Origin of the sequence: Streptomyces sp. NPDC048560 (assembly GCF_040650955.1) — a bacterium.
In the GTDB taxonomy this organism is placed as follows: Bacteria; Actinomycetota; Actinomycetes; order Streptomycetales; family Streptomycetaceae; genus Streptomyces.
This window is the reverse complement of sequence record NZ_JBEZIJ010000009.1, coordinates 308,269-327,346: the sequence shown is the minus strand read 5'-3', so window position 1 is coordinate 327,346 and position 19,078 is coordinate 308,269. Positions and strand designations below refer to the sequence as shown.

The window sequence follows — 19,078 nt, the reverse complement described above, 5'->3', positions numbered from 1 at the left end:
CTCGCGGCGGCGCGAGGTGCCGGGAGCCGGGCTATGCGGTGCTGGGCACGCGCCGTCGGACGGTGAGACTCAGGCAGGTCGCGGACCTGGCGGTGCGGCCGTCGTGACACCGGCTTCCTCGGGCACCTTCTCGGCGGCCTTCTCGGCCGTCCCCTTGCGGGGCAGGGCGAAGAAGGCGAAGACGCCGGACAGCACCACGATCAGTCCGGAGACCGCGAAGATCGTGTCGATCGGACCGAACCGGATACCGCCGACCGAGCCCGCGACGTTCTGCAGTACGGATCCGGCGAGCCAGCCGGACAGGACCGCGGAGAGCATCGACGCCAGCTTCGTCACGGGATAGAACACGGCCATCACCCGGCCCAGATAGTCCGGGGGCGCCGCGGCGAGCAGGAGCGGTGCCATCGCCGTGTTCAGCACGGTGAGCGGAACGGTGAAGACGAAGAGCAGGGCGATGCCGCCGATGAAGCCGGTCTGCCGGGAGTAGGCGACCAGCAGAACCCCGCTCACCAGCAGGCTGATCCAGGTGCTCCGCCGTGCCCCGAGCCACTGCACGACCCGGCCGCCGCACAGTGCGCCGGTGATGCCCCCCACTCCCATGGCCATGCCGATGTACCCGTACAGATGGGCGGACGCGTGGAGGTTGTCGGTGGTGAAGAAGACGTTGAGTGTGCTCAGCGCGCCGATCCCGAACTGGCCGATGACGGCGAGCAGGAGCAGCGCGACGAGGAACCTGCTGCGCGCGAAGAACCGCACACCGTCCGCGAACTCCCGCCGCACGCTGGGTCGTTGCCGCCCGGCAGCCGGCTTCTGTGCGGCGCCCGGCACGGTCTTGTCCGCCTTGGCCGCGGTCGCCTGGCGTACACCGATGGAGCGGATCGCGATGTACGAGACCGCGTAGGACAGCGCGTTGAAGAGCATGGCCCACTGCAGACCCGCCGTGAACAGCAGCGGCGCGGCGAGTGGCGGCCCGATGATCCAGGCCGTCTCGCCTGTCGCCTGGGCGATGCCTGCCGCCCGGGCGCGGTCGGCGTCCCCGGTGACGAGATCCGCGAGGATCGCGAAGCGCGCGGGTGAGAAGAACTGGCCGGCCGCGTGCAGCAGGAGCACGGTCACGTAGACGAGGGCGAGCCAGGCTCCTGCCGGAAGGGCGGCGACCGGCAGGAAGGAGACGGCGGTCAGCACGGCCACCAGCCCGATGCGGACCACTTCGGTGCGGAGCATCGTGACGCGCTTGTCCCAGCGGTCGACGAACACGCCCGCGAGTGGACCGATGACCAGCACGGCGGCGCTCGACGCCATCAGGACGCCGCTGACCGCCACCGGCGCCCATGTCTCGTCCTTCGCCAGAACGGTGGCCACCCACAGCACCAGGGTGGTGCTGAAGACGGCGTCCCCTACGGACGAGACGGCCTGACCGAACCACAGCCGGGTGTATTCGCGGTTGATCAACGTCAGACGGGGAGTCACGACGGCCTCGGCGACGAGACGATCAGCGCCATGAGGGCGGTCACCAGGGTCGTGTGGTACGCCTTCCGGAAGAACTCCCCGGGCGGGGCCGACGACGGCGCGGCGAGCGCCGCCGACCGTCCCGGCATCGCACCGTCGGACCGCTGTGCCCGGATCAGGCACTCCACGGCCGCGGCTCCCGGGGCCGTGCCCCGCGGGTCGCTCCCCAGGATGAACTGCGTGAGGAGCAGTTCCGCGGCCAGGTCCCACCGGTCGTGCCCGACGCAGTGGTCCAGCATCCGGGAGACCAGCGCCCGGGCGTGCGCCATCGCGCTCCCGGTCAGCCCGGGCGGGGTCCGGCCGAAGTCGCCGAGGTAGAAACCGGTGTGGGTCAGGGCGTACGCCTCCGGTGTGGCCAGGGGCGCCGCGTCCTGTGCCGCCGGGCCATCGGACCCGAGGGACCCGGCGGCCGGGAGTGCGACGAGCGGGCTTCGTGGCAGGAGCTCGGCGTACGGCTCCATGCCGTGGCGGATGCCGGCCTTGTCCGCGTAGTAGCGGATCTCGATGCGGCGGTAGGGCGACTTCCCGTGCGGTGAGAGCAGGTCTGGGGACAGCCGTGCGAGCGCGGCCCGGCGTTCGGTGTCATCGATCCCGTCGGGGGCCAGCGCGGCGTAGATCAGCCCGTACGTGGGGGCGTGGTCGGGGACCTCCTCGAAGAGCCGCGGGAAGTCCGGATCCTGCCAGAGCTTCCTGACGAGGGCGATCGCGCCGCCCAGCGCCTCCGGTACGGCTCCGGAGCGTGCCGCGCAGTGGCAGAGCAGCGCCAGTTCCAGCGCGGCCTTCGCCTTTCCGTGCGTCGCCGACCGCGCGCTCGGCGAGAACGGGTCGAAGTGGTCCAGGTTCCTTCCCAGCCAGTCGAGCGCGCCGGAGGAGAGCTGCTCAAGGGATGAGGGCATGGCTACAGCCGCCCCGTCTCGTCCAGATAGTCGAGCAGGGCCGTGTCGACGGTGTCACGGAACCTCGCGAGCGTCCGCGCGTCCTCGTCGTAGCGGTAGAGGTCCTGGCAGGCCACCCACCGCTCACCGGTCACCGCGCTGGGCAGGTAGCCGTCCGTGACCGTACCGACCTCCCAGTCGGGCTTGCCGGCCGTCTCCCAGCAGCTCGCCAGGGTTCCGTCCGCGCTCACCACCGCGCCGTAGCGTCCGTCGGCGTGACCGCACGTCACACAGGTCTTCCGGGCGCCGGGGCGGCTCACGGTGAAGCCGAGGTCGAGAGCCCGGCGCTGCCACCGGGTGAAGGCGGCCGGGAGTTCGCCCGTGTGCAGCAGGCTGTTGGCGTATCCGACGCCCACGTCGCCGATGCGGGCGAAGTACAGGGTGCACCGCGCGGGGTCGAGTTCTGCCGCGAGCCGGTCGATCAGCGCGTCGACTCCGTGGAAGGTCTCCTGCGAGACGTTCACCCGCAGCGTCCACTGGAGCGGCGAGACCTCCGAGGCGCTGACGATGTTGCGGACGATTTTGTCGAAGGTCCCGCTGCCGTCCGCCCTGCCCACCCGGATCCGGTCGTGATCGGCACGGTCGCCGTCGAAGGTGACCTGGACGGACGTCAGTCCGAGGCCGGCGAGCCGTCGCGCCAGTGACGGGGTGAGCAGTGTGGCGTTGGAGATCATCCAGGCCGATGTGGGCGCGATCTCCGCCGCGCGCTCCAGCAGTTCCACGCAGCCGCGCGGGTTCAGCAGCGGCTCCCCGCCGAAGAGCAGGATCCTGAGCTTCTCCAGGCCGACGGCGGCCATCTGCCGCTCGGTGAAGCCGAGGAGCGAGGTGACCGTGTCCGAGGTGAGGCGGGTCCGCGCGATCCGCGGCGGCCGGGTGCCGCCCGCCTGGTCCTGCGCGGTGTTCTGGAAGCAGTATCCGCAGCCCAGGTTGCAGTTGGTGCTGGTGAGGACGGTCAGCGCGTAGGCGCGGACCCGGGCGGGGGTGAACATGCCGCTCTCGCGCAGCCGGAGTTCCGCCTCCGGGCGCAGGGCTCCGTCGGCGGTCACGTTCCGGCTGCCGAGGCGGGCCACCCCGCCCGGGCCGAGGAACCACCAGTTCCGCTCGCCCTGGAGGAGACGCGCGCCGGAGGCGGAGAGGAGGTCCTCTCGACCGGACGCCACGGCTCGTCCCGAGCTCATCGGCCGCTCCTCCGTGCTCTCCGTTCGTCCGGGGCCGCCCGCCGGCTGTTCGGCGCTCACCGGTCGTCCGGGGCTCACTGCTTGGTCGATGGTCACCGCGCCTCCCGCACTGTCGGTACTCCCGCGGTGCAGAGCTCGTCGGCCCGACCGCCTGTGATGATCAAGGTGGCCAGCGCCGTGACCAGGGTCGCCTGGTAGGACTTCCGGAAGAACTCGACAGGCGTCGCGTCAGCCGCCGCACGCTTGATGACGGACCGTCCGGGGATCGCGCCGTCGGGCGACTGGACCCCGGCGAGCATCCTGAGGCCGGCCGCGCCCGAGGTGGTGGCCGACGGATCGGCCCCCAGGCAGTACTGGGCGAGCACGAGCTTTCCGACGAGGTCCCATTCGCCGAGTCCCACGCAGTGGTCCGTGAGCCGTTCCACGACCCGGAGCGCCCGCACCCGCGCCCCTTCGGTCAGGGCGGGGGAACGGAAGCCGAAGTCGCTCAGGTAGAAGACGGTGTGGGTGACCACGCAGACATCCAGGTCGGCCACGGGAAGCGTGGTGGCCCGGGCCAGGAGGCTGGACGCGTACAGCTCCTCGTACGAGGCGAACCGGTGCTCCGCGCCCGCGACATCCGCGTAGAACCTGGCCTCCAGGTGGAGGTACGGCGGCTTGCGGCGGGGAGCGAGGTACCCGTCGGCCGTCAGCCGGTCCAGCACCGAGCGGGGGGCGTCGGAGGCGGTCCCGGCCGGTGCCAGTGCCGCGTACATCATCTCGAACTGCCGGGCGTACCGCGGGTCGAGCGTGAGCAGGCGTGGGAAGTCCGCTCGCCGAAAGGCCTGTCCGACCACCGAGGTCACCTCGCCGAGGGCGGCGTCCGCGGGTGCGGCCGTCTCCCAGTAGCGGCGGAGCAGCGCGAGTTGCAGGAGGGCCTTGACCCGCGGCGTCACCGGCAGCTCGGCGTGGCCCGCCGGTGAGTCGAGATACCGCGCGTGCAGCCCTATCCAGTGCCGCGCGCCCGCGGACAGACGTGACACGGCCTCATCGAGGCCGGGTGATCGCGTACTCATGGTCCTCCTTCGGGATCGCGGATGTCTGAGCCACCCGCTCGACGATGTCGGCCGCGCGAGCCACGCCGTCCGGCGTGGCCAGCCTGCCGCCGAGCACGCGGGCGCGGGCCCGCAGGCCGTCGTCACCCCACGCCGACTCCAGCAGTGCCGAGAGCTCCGCGGACGGGGTGTTCGATACGCGTACGGCCACGCCCGCGCGCACGCAGGCACCGGTGAGCAGCGGCTGTTCGGAGCCGTTGGGCGACAGCGCGAGGGGTCGGCCCCGCAGCAGGGCGGCCAGAACGGGGGCGGAGGTGCCGTTGGCCAGCACCATGCCTGCCAGGTCGATGAGCGGACCCATCCACGGCTTGCGTACGACCAGGATGTCGGCGCCCGGACCGGGCACGGGGTCGGTGGACCGGCCCTGCTCCACCACGGCCTGGAACGGACCGCCCGTGAACGCCTCGTTGAGCAGGGGCCACAGGCTGTTGCCGCCGAAGAAGCGGCCGAGGTGGACGTAGACGACGGGTTTGCCGGACCGCGCCAGGTGATCCCTGACCGCCTCGACCTCCTGCCGGTCCGGCGTCGGCTCCCAGGCCAGTGGCCCCACGTGGCGCACCCGGTCGGGAAGCTCCGCGCCCGGGTACTCCAGTGCCGGATCCCCGCGCAGCAGCAGCGCGTCGCCCAGCAGTGGGCTGTCCGCCCAACGGCGGGCACGGCCCGTCAGGCCCGCTTCCTCCCGCGTGGCGGTGTAGATCTCCCGGCAGTCAAGGGTCCGGCTCTCCCGCGTCCTGCCCAGGTGGGGCTCGTCCGAGCCCCCTGTCCGGTAGTTCCACAGGTGGACCGAGAGCCCGATCACGACCACCGGAATGTCCAGTGCCTCGGCGGCGAGCAGGGCGCCGCTGCACAGCACGGAGGTGACCAGCAGATCGGCCCCCGTCTCCCGCGCCGCGCGCAGGGTCGCCCGGTACTGCGCGGGGCCGGTCTTCCCCCACCAGGTGGCGGAGAACGCCCGTCGCCCCCCGAGGTCCTCGGCCCGCACGAACGGCAGGCCGGCCTCGGCCACGACGGGAGCGGCGGTGGCACGGCCCAGCACGCTGACGTGGTGGCCGCGGCGCCGCAGTTCCCGCCCCGCCGCGATCGCGGGGTAGAGGTAGCCGCCGTCGCTGAGGGGGCAGAGCAGGATCTTCACGGCGTGCGCGCTCCCTCGGGGTGTGGTGGGCGGTGGTGGTGCCGGGGTGGCCGCGGGCCCCCCGGTTCCTGGCACGATCTGCCGAGAACCGGGTGGCCCGCGCGGTGCTCAGAACGCAGGACCTCGAGTCAGGAGAGGTCGCTGGAGTTGTTGACGATGCAGCCGGCCTCGGCCTCTTCGTCCTCGCTGTGGGCGACGACCTCGATGTCCTCGTCCTGGGTCGGCTGCTGGTTCGTGTTCTCGGGCATGTGTGTCCTCCTCGTTAGGCGGCGTCGCTGCGCCGGATGAGAAGAAACGTACGGATGCGCGGTATGGGAACGCCTGGCCGTCGGTTCGGTGCCGGTATAAGGCGACCACCGGGACCTGGGACGGCTCCGAAACCCGGGCGCACGCCCCGTCACGCATCCGCGTCCGGCCGTCCGGCGTGCGTCCTTACCCGCCTTGAGCTGGGACTTAACCGATCACCAGGCGATCGTGAACCGGAAGCCTGCCGCTCGGGCGCACGATCCGGAACATGCTGCGCGCGCGGCACGGGCACGGAGGAGGAGACATGGACCTGGCAGAGCTCATCGGCCTGCGACCGGTGCCCTGCGGAGGCCTCCTCGTGGCCCTCACCCGCCGCTGCCCCATGAGCTGCGCACACTGCTCCACGGGCTCCTCCCTTACGGTCTCGGAGCAGCCCGACCCGGAGCATCTGCTGCGCTTCGTCCGTTCGTTCGGCACTGAGGACCGCCCGGAGGTGGTCATGCTGACCGGAGGCGAACCGCTGCTGCTGCCCGGACTGGTCACACGTCTGGCCGGTCTCGCGCACGCGGCGGGATCCCGGGTGGCGCTCCTGAGCGGGATGTTCTTCGCCCGTGACGGACGCGTTCCGGACCGGATCATGAGAGCGATCACGGCTCTCGACCACTTCTCGGCGAGCATGGACGTCCATCACGAGCGCGAGATACCGCGCGAGGCCGTGCTGCGCTCTCTGCGGACCGTGCTGGACGCCGGCATCCCCGTCAGCGTCCATCTCACCGGCACCGGCCCCGACGACCCGTATCTGGCCGAGGCCGTCGCGGACGTCCGTCGTGCCTTCGGTGCCCAGGTGCCCATGCTGGTCAACGAGGTCCGGCCGCTCGGCAGGGCCGCGGGGCTCGTCCGGACGACCCCGCCAGGGCCGGACGGCTCCGTCTCGACGCCCTGTGCCCTCGCGGCCTGGCCGGTGGTCGCCTTCGACGGGACCGTGGCCGCCTGCTGCAACCAGTGGACGGTTGACCGGCGGCCCGTCCCCGCACACCTGCGGCTCGGCCACATCGACGACGACGACTGGCCCACCGTCCGCGAACGCTCCCTGGGCTCCCCGGTGCTGCGGATGCTGCGCGCTGTCGGGCCCCAGCGGCTGCACGCCCGGTACGACTCCTCGCCCGCCCCGGCCGGGTACTGCCGCAGCTGCCACGCACTCGCCGACCGCCCGGAGGTCCTCGCCGGCGCGGCGCGCGACGCCGGTGGCAGGGTCGGTGAACTCCTCGACCGGCTCGGCGCCGAACAGCAGCTCGCCGCCGGGCCCGCCGCGCTGGTACGCCGTCTGGGCTGCGCCCGTTACGCGCATCTGGTCGAGTCCGACGCCACCCATGAGCCGATTCCCGCAGGGGAGGGGAGCGGCCGATGACCACCCCCGCGTCCCTCGCGCTCAGGACCAAACTCACGCCCACCACCCCTGTACTGAGGGCGGCGACCACGGCCCTGTGGCGACCGGACGGGCTGCGCAGGCGATACGTGCGCTACCTGGCCGCCATGTATCCGCTCCTGAAGGCATCGGTGCCACTGCTGGAACGGGCCGCCGAGCGGTGCGCCGAGCTGGACGACCCGCCCTCGCGGCGCCTCGCGGCGTACTACACCCGTCACGCCGAGGAGGAGCGCGACCACGACGCCTGGCTGCTCGACGACCTGGCCGCCCTCGGTGCCGCTCCGGCCGCCGTGCCGCCCCCCGTCGTCGTCGAACTCGCCGGGGCGCAGTACTACCGGATCGAGCACGAGCACCCGGTCACGCTGCTCGGCTACATCGCGGTCCTGGAGGGCAACGCCCCAGGACCCCGCCTCGCGGACCGCCTCACCGAGATCACCGGGCTCCCCGACGCCGCCTTCCGCACCCTCCGGGAACACGCGGAACTCGACGGCGGCCACCTCGACGACCTGCACCAGGTGCTCGACGAACTCGCCCTGACCCCGGCCCGGCAGACCGCCGTATCCGTCAGCGCGCTGCACACGGCCGGTCTGCTGACCCGCCTCTTCCTCTCCCTCGCCACCGACCCCGGAGGGCACCCGTGACCGACGACTCCACTTCTTACGAGGCAGGCCCGGACCACACCACCGCGTGCGGCACTTCCGGGCACGAAGGCGCCGCGTACGTAGGCTCCGGGCGCGGCAACGGCCCGTTCGGCGCGTCCCGGCCCGAGCCCACCGTCGAGGCACTCGTCGCCGCGGGATTCGACGTCGACGCACTCAGCGAGGAGCAGCACGAGGTCCTGCGCGCGCTCACCCGGGAGGAACTCGCGCTGCTCGTCGACATCAGGGGGCGGCTCGACGCGGCCGCCCCCGAGGTACAGGCCCACGCCGACGTCGCGGGCGGCGCCCTCTTCTGACCACGGCCCGCCCGCTGTTCCGCGCCCACCGGAGGAACCCATGCCCTGCGCCTCGTGCCGGAGCGCCCTGCCGCCCGACGCCCGGTTCTGCCCCTCATGCGGCAGCCCGTGCGCTCCGGGGCCGGTCACGGTCAAGCCGACCGGCCGCAAGGTGGTGACCGTCCTCTTCTGCGATCTCGTGGGCTCGACGGCCCTCTCCGGGGACCTGGACGCGGAGACGCTGCGCTCGGTGACGCTCCGCTGGTTCCACTTGATGCGGCTCCGGATCGAGGAGCAGGGCGGCACCGTGGAGAAGTTCATCGGCGACGCCGTGATGGCAGTCTTCGGGCTGCCGGCCGTACGGGAGGACGACGCCCGCCGTGCGGTCGCCGCCGCCCTGGCCATGCGCGAGGCGCTCGCGGGTCTGAACGCCCGTCTCGGGGAGGCCGTCGGCGTCCGGCTGGAGATGCGCATAGGTATCAACACCGGTCAGGCCGTGACGGGTTCGGCCACCCTGCGGCAGGCGATGGTCTCCGGGGAAGTCGTCAACGTCGCCGCGCGCCTCGAACAGAACGCCGCCGCCGGAGACATCTTCATCGGCCCCGACACCCTGGCGGCCGCCGGGCCGGGCGTCCGGACGGTGGAGACGGGACCCCTGCTGCTCAAGGGGAAGAAGGACCGGGTCGCCGCCCACCGCCTGCTCGGTCTGGACGAGGAGGACGGGCCCGAGGCGCTGCGCCGCTTCGACCTCGGATTCGTGGGACGTGGCCGCGAACTCGGCCTGCTGGACGAGGGACTGGGCCGGGTGGTCGGGGCCGGCAGCGCCCGGCGGCTGGTGGTGGCCGGGGAGGCGGGTCAGGGCAAGACCAGACTCGTACGCGAGTGGCTCCACCGGGCCACCGCCACATCCGACGGGCCCCGGCACGGCGTCGGGCGCTGCCGGGGCCGGGGCGAACAGCCCAGCCTCGGACCACTGGCGGACGCGGTGACCCACCTGCTGCGGACCTGCGGCACGTCCGAACCGTCGCCCGAACTCGACCTGCTGCACCAGGGCCTGCTCCTGGACGGGACTCCCAATCCGTCGCCGGCGGACACGTGCGCGGCGCTCGCCAAGGTACTCGCCGAGCTGTCCGGTACCCGGCCCGTCGTGCTGGTGATCGACGACTGCCACTGGGCCGCGCAGCCGCTCTTCGACGCCCTCGACCGGCTGCTGCGCGCACTCACCGACGCGGCCGTCCTGATCGTCCTGCTCACCCGTCCCCAACTGTTCGACGCACGGCCCGAACTGGCACTGGACGCTGTTCCGCTCGACGGCCTCTCCGACGCCGAGGCACAGCTCCTCGCGGCCGAGCTGACCGGGAGCACGGCGCACGAAGAGCCACTCGGCCCCCGGGTCCTGGCGCGGGTGGGCGGAAATCCGCTGCACCTGGAGCAGCTGCTCGTCGCGGGCGTCCCCGTCGACGAGGACAGTGTCCCTCTCCCGCTCCAGGCCCTGATCGGCGCCCGGATCGACGCGCTCGAACCACCCGAACACCTGGCCCTGGGGCTGGCGTCCGTCCTGGGCGGCGACTTCACCGCCGAGGAGATGACTGCGCTCGCCGAACCTCCCGGACAGGCGTGGGCCGGGTCCGGACTGCGTTACACACTGCACCGGCTGGTCCGGCACCGCCTGATCAGACCTGACGGCGAGGCGTTCCGCTTCGCCGGAGGGCTGGTCCAGGAGGTCGTCTATGCCTGCCAGTCCAAGCAGGACCGGGCCGACCGGCACGAACGGGCGGCACGACTGGAATCCGTGCGCGGGCGGGGCAGCGCGGCGGTCGGGGCGCACCTCGAACAGGCGTACCGCTACCGGGTCGAGCTGGGCGCCCAGGACTCGCACACCGACGGTCTGCGCCGACGCGCCGCCGACGCACTCTCGGAGGCCGGGCGGCTGGCACTGGCCCACGCCGACCCCGTATGGGCCGCCGACCTGCTGTCCAGGGCCACGGCCCGGTATGCGACGGGCGAGCAGGGCAGCAGGGCGACGCGGCGGCGGCTCGGGCAGACGCTGCTGGACCTGGGGCGCGGAACGGAAGGAAGGGTGCTGCTCGAAGCGATCCTGGCCGAGGCGTCGGCCGAGGCGTCGGCCGAGGCGTCGGCCGAGGCGTCGGCCGAGGCGGAGGCCGGAACCGCCGACGGGGCCGAAGTGGAGGCCGCGCACGCCCGCCTCGCCCTGGCATCGGTAGGCAGGTGCGCAGACACCGGGCCCGAGGGCCCAGAGCCCGCAGGCACAGAGCCTGCGGGTTCAGGAGTGGTGGATGCGGGTGCAGGGCCGGCCGGTGGCGCGGCCGAGGGATCAGAGGCCGCCGGTGCCCACCGGTCCACCTCCACGGGAGCGGGACTTCCCCGCAGGGTCGAGTCGCCCGCCGAGGCCGCCGGCGCGACCCTGCCGGTCTTCGCGGCGGCAGGCGACGAGCTCGGCCAGGCCAGGGCCTGTCTGCGCCTTGCCCAGCGTGCACAGGAACAGGGCAGGCACGGGGACGCGGGACGGCTGCTCGCCCGCGCGCTGGAGCACGCGGTACGCGCCGACGCCGAGCCCGAGCGTGCCGCGGCCCTCGGCGCGACGGGCGTCTCGCTCTGGCGCGGCCCCTCACCGGTCGCGGACGCCGTGGCCCGCTGCCGTGAGCTCCTCGCGGACCAGGGAGACGGCCGCCGGGCCGTCCGGCTGACGCTCAACTGCCCACTGGCGGTCCTGCTGGCACTCCACGACGACCGCGACGGGGCCCTGGCCTGCCTCGCGGAGGCGGAGCACCTTGCGAAGAGGCTCGGCTACGCCGAGACGGACGCCTTCCTGCCGATCTTCACCGCCACCGTGGCCGACCTTGCCGGCCGCCAGGAGGAGGCGCTCCTGAGCCTGGAGCGGGCCACTCGCGCCGCGCGGGGGCTCGGCGCCACGGCGTTGCTGCGCGGTGCGCTGCTCGACGCCGCCCGTATCCGGCTGGACCTCGGCGACTGGCGTACCGCCCGCGACACCCTCGCCGAACTGGAGGAGGAGCGGGCGGCGCCCGACCGGCCCCGTGCCGAGTCGGCCGATCTGGACGGTCTGCGCGCCCGGGTGGCCGCGGCGCAAGGGCAGGCCGAGGCCGCCACCCGCCTGGCAGGCCGGGCAGTCGCCACCGCCGCCCGTACGGACTCACCCATCGTCCAGGGTCTCGCCGCCCTCGACCTGTCCCGCACCGCACTCGCGCTGGGACGCCCGGCCGACGCGGCGGAGGCCGCGACGCGCGCACGCGGGCACTTCGCGGCCAAGGGCCACCTTCCCGCCGTACGCCAGGCCGAGGCCGCAGTCTCTCGCTGCCTGAGCCGCCCGCCGGTGCACAACCCTGCCGCCGGACGAGTGACCGAAGCCGAAGCCGAAGCCGGAGTAGGAGCCGGAGCCGAAGTCGGATCCCAAGCCGGAGAGGGAGCACCGCGATGACCACCGCACCACGACCGGCGCCCGGACTCACCTGGGGTCTGCGAGGACGGGGCCCCGCCGACGTACCCGTGGACGCCGACGCTCCTCCGGACCCGTCCGGGGGAGGTCTCCTCGGCGGCACCGGGCGTGGCATACGCGTCTGCGTGGTCGACTCGGGCGTCGAACGGGACCACCCCTTGGTCGGGGCCGTCGCCCGGTCGTGGCGCGTCTTCAAGGAAGACGAGGCCGTCCATGTCGAGGAGACGGACGAAGGCGACTCCTGCGGTCACGGCACGGCCTGTGCCGGGATCATCCGGCGCATCGCTCCGGACTGCGAGCTGTCCAGCATCCGAGTGCTCGGCGACCGGTTCTCAGGCAGTGGGGACGTGCTGCTCGAAGGGATCCGGTGGGCTGTGCGTCAGCGGTTCGACGTGATCAACCTGAGCCTGTCCACCAGCCATGACCGTTTCGTGGACGAACTGCGCCGACTGGCCGACGAGGCGTACTTCCAGCAGACCGTGATCGTCGCCTCGGCGCACAACACGCATGTCGAGAGTTTTCCCTGGCGTTTCTCCTCGGTGATCTCGGTCGGCAGTCACCAGGAGGACGACCCGGACCTCCACCTCTACAACCCCGAGCCGCCGGTGGAGTTCTTCGCCCCCGGCCAGCGGGTCCCGGTGGCGTGGCTCGGTGGCACGTCGATCCGCAGCTCCGGCAACAGCTTCGCCACCCCGTTCATCGCGGGGCTGTGCGCGCGGATCCTGTCGAGCGGCCCCCGGCTGACGCCGTTCCAGCTGAAGAACGCCCTGTACCTGTCCGCAGCCAACGTCCGTGTCCACGGTCGCCGGTGACGTCCGGCGTCGGAAGGGAACCCCTCATGGCTCAGACGATCGTCCCCGCCGTGTCCGCAGCACCCCGGCCGGATCCGGCCATGGTCGAGCTGCTGCAGTCGGTCGTGGACACCGCGCGCGCCATCTTCGGCGCCCAGGCGAGCTCCATCCTGCTCCTGGAGGCCGCGGCGGAGGAACTCGTCTTCGAAGCGGTCTCCGGACAGGGACAGGAATTCCTGGTGGGCAGACGGTTCCCGGCCGGCCGGGGGATCGCGGGGTGGGTCGCCGCTTCGGGGGAGCCGATGGTGGTCGACGACCTGCACGACAGCACTTCCTTCGACCGGGACATCGCCCAGTCCACCGGCTATGTCCCGAACGCGCTGATGGCAGCCCCGCTCGTCCACGGGGACCGGGTCCTCGGAGTCCTCGAAGTGCTCGACCCGTCCCCGCAGGCGCGGTCCAGTCTGACGGAGCTCGACCTGCTGTGCCTCTTCGCCCGCCAGGCCGCCGTGGCCCTGAACGTCCTCACCACCCACGCACGACGTCCGGAGGCCCAGGACACCACCGACGACCCTTCGCGCACCGAACTGCTGCGCCTCCTCTCGGAAGCCCGTCGCCTCCTCGAAGAGTGAGCCGCACACCCACCGTGACCGCTCGGCCGCCCGCGACCGGCCGCGGTTCTGCTCCGGTACGCGCGGGCGCCGGACGCACATCCGTGTGCGGGGGGCCGAGTGCCGTTGCTGCCCGGGTACGACGGCCGGTCACGCCGCCAGGGACACGACGGCGAGGATCGTCTTGCCGCCCGGGTGGACGGAGACGGTCACCTCACGGGACAGCCGCAGCACTATGGGCCAGCCGAAGCCGCCGGGGGTCAGCTCCTCGTTGCGCCGGCATGACGGCACGTCACTGCTGGCGTCCGTCACGGACACCGTCGCGCTGTCGCGTGCGACGTCGAGGCGGAAGTCGATGATGCCGCCGGCGTGCCTCTGGGCGTTCGTGGCCAGCTCCGACACGACGAGCAGGAGATCGTCGGTCCGGTTCTCGTCGGCGGGCCGGATCTCGGCCAGGCGCTGTCTGGCGAAGTCACGGGCCTGGGTGCACGTGCGTACGCGCCGGTCGTTCCTGCGGCACGCATGTGGACGCGGTTGTGCCGACGTTCGGAACCATGTCTCGCCCGACTGCTGTTTCATGGTTCCCCTTTCTCCCGGTTTCGGTGTGTTCGTTCCCCATTCGTCTTACCGCTGTCGCCGCTCTGACACCTGTGCGAGGCCGTGCGTTCCGTGCCTGGGCAGGCCGTACCGGACCGTCGCCGGGTCGAGCTCATGTCACCTCGCTGGCCCGACGGCGCAACCGCCGCTTGAGAGCGCGCCGTTCGTCCTCGTCCAGGCCGCCCCAGACTCCCGTCACCTGACGGGAGTCGTCCATGGCCCACGCGAGGCACGCCTCGCGCACGGGGCAGCGTTGACAGAGTTCCTTCGCCTCCTCGGTCTGGATCAGGGCGGGCGCACCGGTCCCCACCGGGAAGAACAGGTCGGGGTCGGTGTTCCGACAGGCTGCGGATGCACGCCAGTTGTCCATCAGTCCTCCAGTGGTGTGAGGTAGAACTCGCTTCTACTCGGCTCACCGGTCGTCGGGAGTTGAAACGTCGCCGGCTCCACGGAGAGCGGGCCCGCTCCGGGACGACGCTCCTGGGAGGCGTTACGCGTACGCGCGGGCGGACGTTCACCTCGCACCTCACCCGGTCGACCACCGGCGGCCCCCGGCCCCGATCGCCGGAGCACAGTCTGTCGGCCTCGCGCTGTTGCTGGTGCCCCGTGCGTGCCCGCCAAGGCACCCTGCTCCCCGACATCGAGTGCGGATCTGCCCACGTCGACGGATCGGACCTGACGGCGGAGACTTCTCGTGGCGCGCGGCGGTGCCGTGACCGGAAACCGGGACCGGCGCCCCGGACCGCCCCGAATGCAGCAGTCTCCCCCTCGCCTGAGATGTCCCTCCGTCCGCAGCGGTCACTCAGCGCGATCCACGCGGGTCGAAGGCCCCCTCCCGGCAGGGCGGGCCGTCAGGTGCCGGGAGTGGCAGGATGATTTGCATGGACGTTCGGAAGAGGAACCGGGTGTCGGTCACGGGCCGGGAGCACGGCCCGGTGGTGATGCTCGCCCACGGGTTCGGGTGCGACCAGAACCTGTGGCGCCTTGTCGCGCCGGAGCTGGAGAAACATTTCCGGGTGGTCCGCTTCGATCATGTGGGAGCGGGGCGGTCCGATGTGTCCGCCTGGAGTGCCGAGCGGTACTCCACCCTGGACGGCTATGTGCGGGACGTGATCGAGATCTGCCAGGATCTCGGCCTCGGACCTGTGACCTTCGTCGGGCATTCGGTCAGTTCCATGATCGGCGTGCTTGCCGCCGCGCAGGAGCCCGGGCTCTTCGACAGACTGATCCTGCTCACCCCTTCACCGTCGTACATCGACGACGGTGACTACCGGGGAGGGTTCAGTGAACAGGACATCGGGGAGCTGCTGGAATCGCTGGACAGCAATTACCTGGGCTGGTCCGCGACCATGGCACCGGTCATCATGGGAACGCCCGATCGTCCCGAGCTGACCGAGGAGCTGACCAACAGCTTCTGCCGGACGGATCCGGAGATCGCCCGGGTGTTCGCGAGAGTCACCTTTCTGTCGGACAACCGAGCCGATCTTGCCAAGGTGACCGTTCCGACGCTCGTCGCCGAGAGTGCGCGCGACACGATCGCCCCGCGCGAGGTCGGGGCCTTCGTCCACGCACAGATCCCCGGCAGCGAACTGGTCACTCTTGACTCGACGGGCCACTGCCCCCAGCTGAGCGCACCCGAGGAGACGGCCGAGGCGATCATCGCTTTCCTGCAGGGGACATGATGGCGGACCAGGGCGGCGACGAGTACAGCGGGTCGTGGGCAGCGGGGGACCGGGACCAGGAACAGCTCTGTTTTTCCGCCCTGCTGGAGGACAGCGCGGAGGACCTGTACGAGAACGCGCCGTGCGGATACGTCTCCACGCTGATGGACGGGCGGATCGCCAAGGTCAACGGAACCCTGCTGAAGTGGCTCGGATACCGGCGCGAGGAACTGGTCGGGCGAAAGTACTTCTCCGACCTGCTGACCATCGGCGGCAGGCTGTACCACGAGACCCACTTCTCCCCGCTGCTGCGGATGCAGGGCGAAGTCAGCGGCGTCGCCCTTGAGCTCAAGGCGGCGAACGGCAGCCGGCTGCCCGTCCTGGTCACCTCCACGGTCAAGCAGGACGGTGGCGGCGACCCGCTGCTGATCCGCACCACCCTTCTGGACGCCCGCGACAGGCGTACGTACGAGCGTGAACTTCTGCGGGCCAGGCAGGAGGCCGAGCACGAACGTGCCCGCCTCCAGCGCCTTGCCACGACCCTGCAGCGCACCCTGATCCCGCCGGCTCTCGTACCGGTTCCGGGCCTCGATGTCGCCGCGCACTTCCACTTCGCCTCCTCCGACGAGGTGGGCGGGGACTTCTACGACCTGTTCCCGCTGGCCGCCGGACGCTGGGGCTTCTTCATGGGTGACGTGCGGGGGAAGGGCGCGGACGCGGCCGTGGTGACGTCGCTGGCGCGGTACACCCTGCGGGCTGCGGCGGTCTCCGATCCGGTACCGGCCACGGTCCTGGCCAACCTCAACTCCGCGCTCAACCACGAGTTCCACGACGACGAGCCGCGCTTTTGCACCGTGGTCTTCGGGCTGCTGACACCGGAGGAGTACGACGTGGGATTCCACGTCGTACTGGCAGGTGGCGGTCACCCCCCTGCCGTGCTGCTACGGGCCGACGGCAGCGCCGACTACCTGCCCACACCCGGCGGTCAACTGGTCGGGGTCGTCGAGGACGCGCAGTTCACCACCGTCACCGTGCATCTGAGACCCGGTGACACGTTGCTGCTCTACACGGACGGTCTCACCGAGGCACGTACCCCGAACGGAGGGGCACGCTACGGCGACGAGGCACTCCTGGACATGGCGCGGGCCCTCGCGCCCACCTCGGCTCCCGGTGCCGTCGAGGCTCTGAACGCGCTCCTGGACTCGTTCGGCGAGGGACTCGACGATGACGCCGCGCTCCTGGCGATGGGCGTGCCCCGACGGGACAACGGGCAGTGAGCTAAGGGCCAACCAAGGCCGCGGCCCATGCGGCCTCCCCGGCCTGCTCGGGTATTTCGGGCGCTGGGAGGGCGCTCGGCGGTCGGCTCAGCGCCAGCCCCCGTGGCGAGGCTCCGAAAGGTCGCCGAACGGTGGGTCGTAGGCATCCCCGTCGTCGGTGGTGACCACGTAGTCGGGCTCGGTCCTTGAGGCGGCTGTGTGCAGTCGGACGACGAGGTCGGCGACGGGCACGACACGGAGCGACAGGGCTGCTGCCGCCGTGGCACGTTCTTCAGCGAGCTCCGGATTACCCCTGGTCAGAGACCGTTCCAGGTGCTGGGCGGAGACCTGCATGACCTCCACGTCGCCTCGTCCGGAGAACGTGAGGCAGTCCTGCCAGGCGAGCCCGATGACGATCTCGAGCGCGTCCGCCAGGTCATCGGCGATCAGCCCGCCCTCCCCTTCGGAACTCGCGAACACCACCGGCCGCCGGCCGGCCTTCCCGGCGCACAGGAAGTACGCCCCACCGGCGCTCTCCCCGGCGATCGGCTCCAGAGGCGCACCCGAGGCGAGCCTCAAGCCGTCCCCGTACCGCTTCCGCCCGATGTCGAAGCCGAACGGTGACCGGAGCAACTCACGGAGGTCCGGAGTGTTCTCGATCAGGGCGAGCAGGTGATCACTGGAGGCCATGGCACGGACGATAGCGAGTGGCACCGACATCCCAGACCCAGGACAGCAGTCCGTGCTCCAGCCGTGGAGGGACACCGTATCGACTGCACCGCAGCAGAGGACGGGGTGGCCACACCATCGCGTCCACGCCGGCGTCCGGGCCTCTGCGTCGTCAGGCCCGCTTGGCTGCGCGGTGCTTGTGCCCCCGCCTGTGTCCGGCCCCGGTTCGCGGTGGGGCTGTTCGAGGTCGATTAGCTTGGCGTCGAACACGCGAAAATCTATGTCGGCTGGAGTAGACATTGAATGGTGGGCTGGCTATGGTTTCTCTCGTAACGCAGGAAGACAGCAGGGCCCTGGCAGAGACGAACTGCCGGGCAGCAGTACCCGAAGGTGCAGTTGGCAGGACGGTGCGGTGGCGGAGTTTCGAAGCCAGGGTTGTTGCAGGACGGCGACGGGACTGGCGACCGGACCGGGTGGCCCGCAGTGATCAGGGGCCGCCGTGAGCAGGACCGCAGTATCCGTAAGTGAAGTTCGCGGTACCCAGCAGCGAAGTATGTGAGCAGCACCTCGGTGAAGGCGTCGGCTGCGGGCGCGCGCGCCGGGAAGTTCGGTGGTGGGGTTCCAAGCCAGATGGATGCAGGACGGGCGACGGGGCTGGCTGCCGAAGCAGGTACGAAGTTGATCCCAGAGGGAAGAACGGAGGAGCGAGGCGCCATCAGGATCGCCCGGGCGGAAGCCTTGAGCCCGGGTACCGCAGGACATCGATAGTGAGGTGGTCTCCGGTCAAGCAACCGCGATCCCCGCATCCCCGACGGCGTTCCTGTCGGGTCAGCGGAAACAGAGGGCCGGCGCAGTTTCAGGGCCGGCAGATGGTGTAGCAGTTCCTTCGGGGCCCTGGTGCGATTCGGCACCAGGGCCCCTCCAGCGTGTTCCACAGAGAGGTGCTAGTGACAGCGGACGACACTCTCGGCCGTCTCGACGACGACGACTACCCCGCCTACACCATGGGCCGCGCCGCCGAGATGCTCGGCACCACCCACGGTTTCCTCCGCGCCATCGGCGACGCCCGCCTCATCACCCCGCTGCGTTCAGCGGGCGGACACCGCCGCTACTCCCGCTATCAACTGCGCATTGCCGCCCGCGCCCGAGAGCTGGTCGACCAAGGCACCCCCATCGAGGCCGCCTGTCGCATCGTCATCCTCGAAGACCAGCTCGAAGAAGCGCAACGCATCAACGCCCGACACCACCAGGCCGCCGAAGGATCTGCTCCGACGCCCTCGGCCCGTCGTAACCTGCTCGGCGCTCAGGAACCCCGCTGACCTGAGCCCGAAGTGTCGGCGCCCGCTGGGTAGGTCACGAGCCTTTTCGATTCCGCCGCCGAACAGCAGGCGTGCGCAGAGTCCCGTACCCGGGTCCATGTCGCTGACGGACCCGCTCTACCGCCATGAGCCCGCCCTTGGGTGCTCCCCCTGGAACTGCTCATGCCGACAGCCCCACACAGACCTGAACTGTGTGGGGCTGTCGGCTGTCACGAGGACCGCGCTCACTCTACGGGCAGACACCT

The 19,078-nt window shown here is 71.5% G+C and carries 16 protein-coding genes and 1 pseudogene; 9 read left to right on the top strand and 8 right to left on the bottom strand.

Going from position 1 to position 19,078, the window contains the following annotated elements; translation table 11 throughout:
• Positions 1 to 69: 69 nt before the first annotated feature.
• From AB0C82_RS24805 to AB0C82_RS24785, 5 genes are all read right to left on the bottom strand, one after another.
• On the bottom strand, positions 70 to 1,470 hold the full coding sequence (locus tag AB0C82_RS24805; protein ID WP_362845789.1) for an MFS transporter: 1,401 nt from the start codon (positions 1,468 to 1,470) through the stop codon (positions 70 to 72).
• A complete protein-coding gene (locus AB0C82_RS24800; protein WP_362845787.1) occupies positions 1,467 to 2,405 on the bottom strand; it encodes a hypothetical protein in 939 nt (312 codons plus the stop codon). Before AB0C82_RS24800 ends, AB0C82_RS24805 begins: the two co-directional genes overlap by 4 nt.
• 2 nt (positions 2,406 to 2,407) lie before the next feature.
• On the bottom strand, positions 2,408 to 3,622 hold the full coding sequence (locus tag AB0C82_RS24795) for a radical SAM protein (protein ID WP_362845785.1): 1,215 nt from the start codon (positions 3,620 to 3,622) through the stop codon (positions 2,408 to 2,410).
• A 92-nt stretch (positions 3,623 to 3,714) separates the two neighbouring features.
• Entirely contained in the window at positions 3,715 to 4,677 is a 963-nt protein-coding gene (locus tag AB0C82_RS24790; protein ID WP_362845783.1) for a hypothetical protein, read from the bottom strand.
• Entirely contained in the window at positions 4,649 to 5,848 is a 1,200-nt protein-coding gene (locus AB0C82_RS24785) for a glycosyltransferase (RefSeq protein ID WP_362845781.1), read from the bottom strand. The genes AB0C82_RS24790 and AB0C82_RS24785 overlap by 29 nt, the downstream gene beginning before the upstream one ends.
• Before the next feature lie 550 nt (positions 5,849 to 6,398).
• Between AB0C82_RS24785 and AB0C82_RS24780 the strand changes: the two genes are divergently transcribed.
• The 6 genes and pseudogenes from AB0C82_RS24780 to AB0C82_RS24755 all read left to right on the top strand — a co-directional run bounded on the left by AB0C82_RS24780 (position 6,399) and on the right by AB0C82_RS24755 (position 13,352).
• Positions 6,399 to 7,502, top strand: a complete 1,104-nt coding sequence (locus tag AB0C82_RS24780; protein ID WP_362845779.1) for a radical SAM protein — start codon at positions 6,399 to 6,401, stop codon at positions 7,500 to 7,502.
• The gene (locus AB0C82_RS24775; protein WP_362845777.1) at positions 7,499 to 8,161 is read left to right on the top strand and encodes an iron-containing redox enzyme family protein; all 663 of its coding nucleotides are present in this window, start codon (positions 7,499 to 7,501) and stop codon (positions 8,159 to 8,161) included. Before AB0C82_RS24780 ends, AB0C82_RS24775 begins: the two co-directional genes overlap by 4 nt.
• A 140-nt stretch (positions 8,162 to 8,301) precedes the next feature.
• Positions 8,302 to 8,475: pseudogene (locus tag AB0C82_RS24770) on the top strand (aroma-sacti cluster domain-containing protein); the annotation flags it as partial.
• A gap of 40 nt (positions 8,476 to 8,515) precedes the next feature.
• Positions 8,516 to 11,911 (top strand): adenylate/guanylate cyclase domain-containing protein, encoded by a 3,396-nt coding sequence (locus tag AB0C82_RS24765; RefSeq protein ID WP_362845775.1) that lies wholly within the window; start codon positions 8,516 to 8,518, stop codon positions 11,909 to 11,911.
• Positions 11,908 to 12,741 (top strand): S8 family serine peptidase, encoded by an 834-nt coding sequence (locus AB0C82_RS24760; protein WP_362845773.1) that lies wholly within the window; start codon positions 11,908 to 11,910, stop codon positions 12,739 to 12,741. The genes AB0C82_RS24765 and AB0C82_RS24760 overlap by 4 nt, the downstream gene beginning before the upstream one ends.
• A gap of 26 nt (positions 12,742 to 12,767) precedes the next feature.
• Positions 12,768 to 13,352, top strand: a complete 585-nt coding sequence (locus AB0C82_RS24755) for a GAF domain-containing protein (RefSeq protein WP_362845771.1) — start codon at positions 12,768 to 12,770, stop codon at positions 13,350 to 13,352.
• Between the two features lie 129 nt (positions 13,353 to 13,481).
• Here the strand turns inward: AB0C82_RS24755 and AB0C82_RS24750 are convergent, their stop codons facing one another.
• Positions 13,482 to 13,910 (bottom strand): ATP-binding protein, encoded by a 429-nt coding sequence (locus tag AB0C82_RS24750; RefSeq protein ID WP_362845769.1) that lies wholly within the window; start codon positions 13,908 to 13,910, stop codon positions 13,482 to 13,484.
• 130 nt (positions 13,911 to 14,040) lie between these two features.
• A complete protein-coding gene (locus AB0C82_RS24745) occupies positions 14,041 to 14,298 on the bottom strand; it encodes a WhiB family transcriptional regulator (RefSeq protein WP_362845767.1) in 258 nt (85 codons plus the stop codon).
• A 511-nt stretch (positions 14,299 to 14,809) separates the two neighbouring features.
• Here AB0C82_RS24745 and AB0C82_RS24740 point away from each other — a divergent pair.
• Positions 14,810 to 15,610, top strand: coding sequence for an alpha/beta hydrolase (locus AB0C82_RS24740; protein ID WP_362845765.1), 801 nt, complete (start codon positions 14,810 to 14,812; stop codon positions 15,608 to 15,610).
• Positions 15,610 to 16,866 (top strand): SpoIIE family protein phosphatase, encoded by a 1,257-nt coding sequence (locus tag AB0C82_RS24735; RefSeq protein WP_362845963.1) that lies wholly within the window; start codon positions 15,610 to 15,612, stop codon positions 16,864 to 16,866. Before AB0C82_RS24740 ends, AB0C82_RS24735 begins: the two co-directional genes overlap by 1 nt.
• Positions 16,867 to 16,953: 87 nt before the next feature.
• On the opposite strand, the gene AB0C82_RS24730 is transcribed toward AB0C82_RS24735, so the two are convergent.
• On the bottom strand, positions 16,954 to 17,535 hold the full coding sequence (locus AB0C82_RS24730; protein WP_362845763.1) for a hypothetical protein: 582 nt from the start codon (positions 17,533 to 17,535) through the stop codon (positions 16,954 to 16,956).
• Between the two features lie 926 nt (positions 17,536 to 18,461).
• On the opposite strand from AB0C82_RS24730, the gene AB0C82_RS24725 reads away from it, so the two are divergent.
• Positions 18,462 to 18,833, top strand: a complete 372-nt coding sequence (locus tag AB0C82_RS24725; protein ID WP_362845761.1) for a MerR family transcriptional regulator — start codon at positions 18,462 to 18,464, stop codon at positions 18,831 to 18,833.
• Positions 18,834 to 19,078 lie beyond the last annotated feature (245 nt).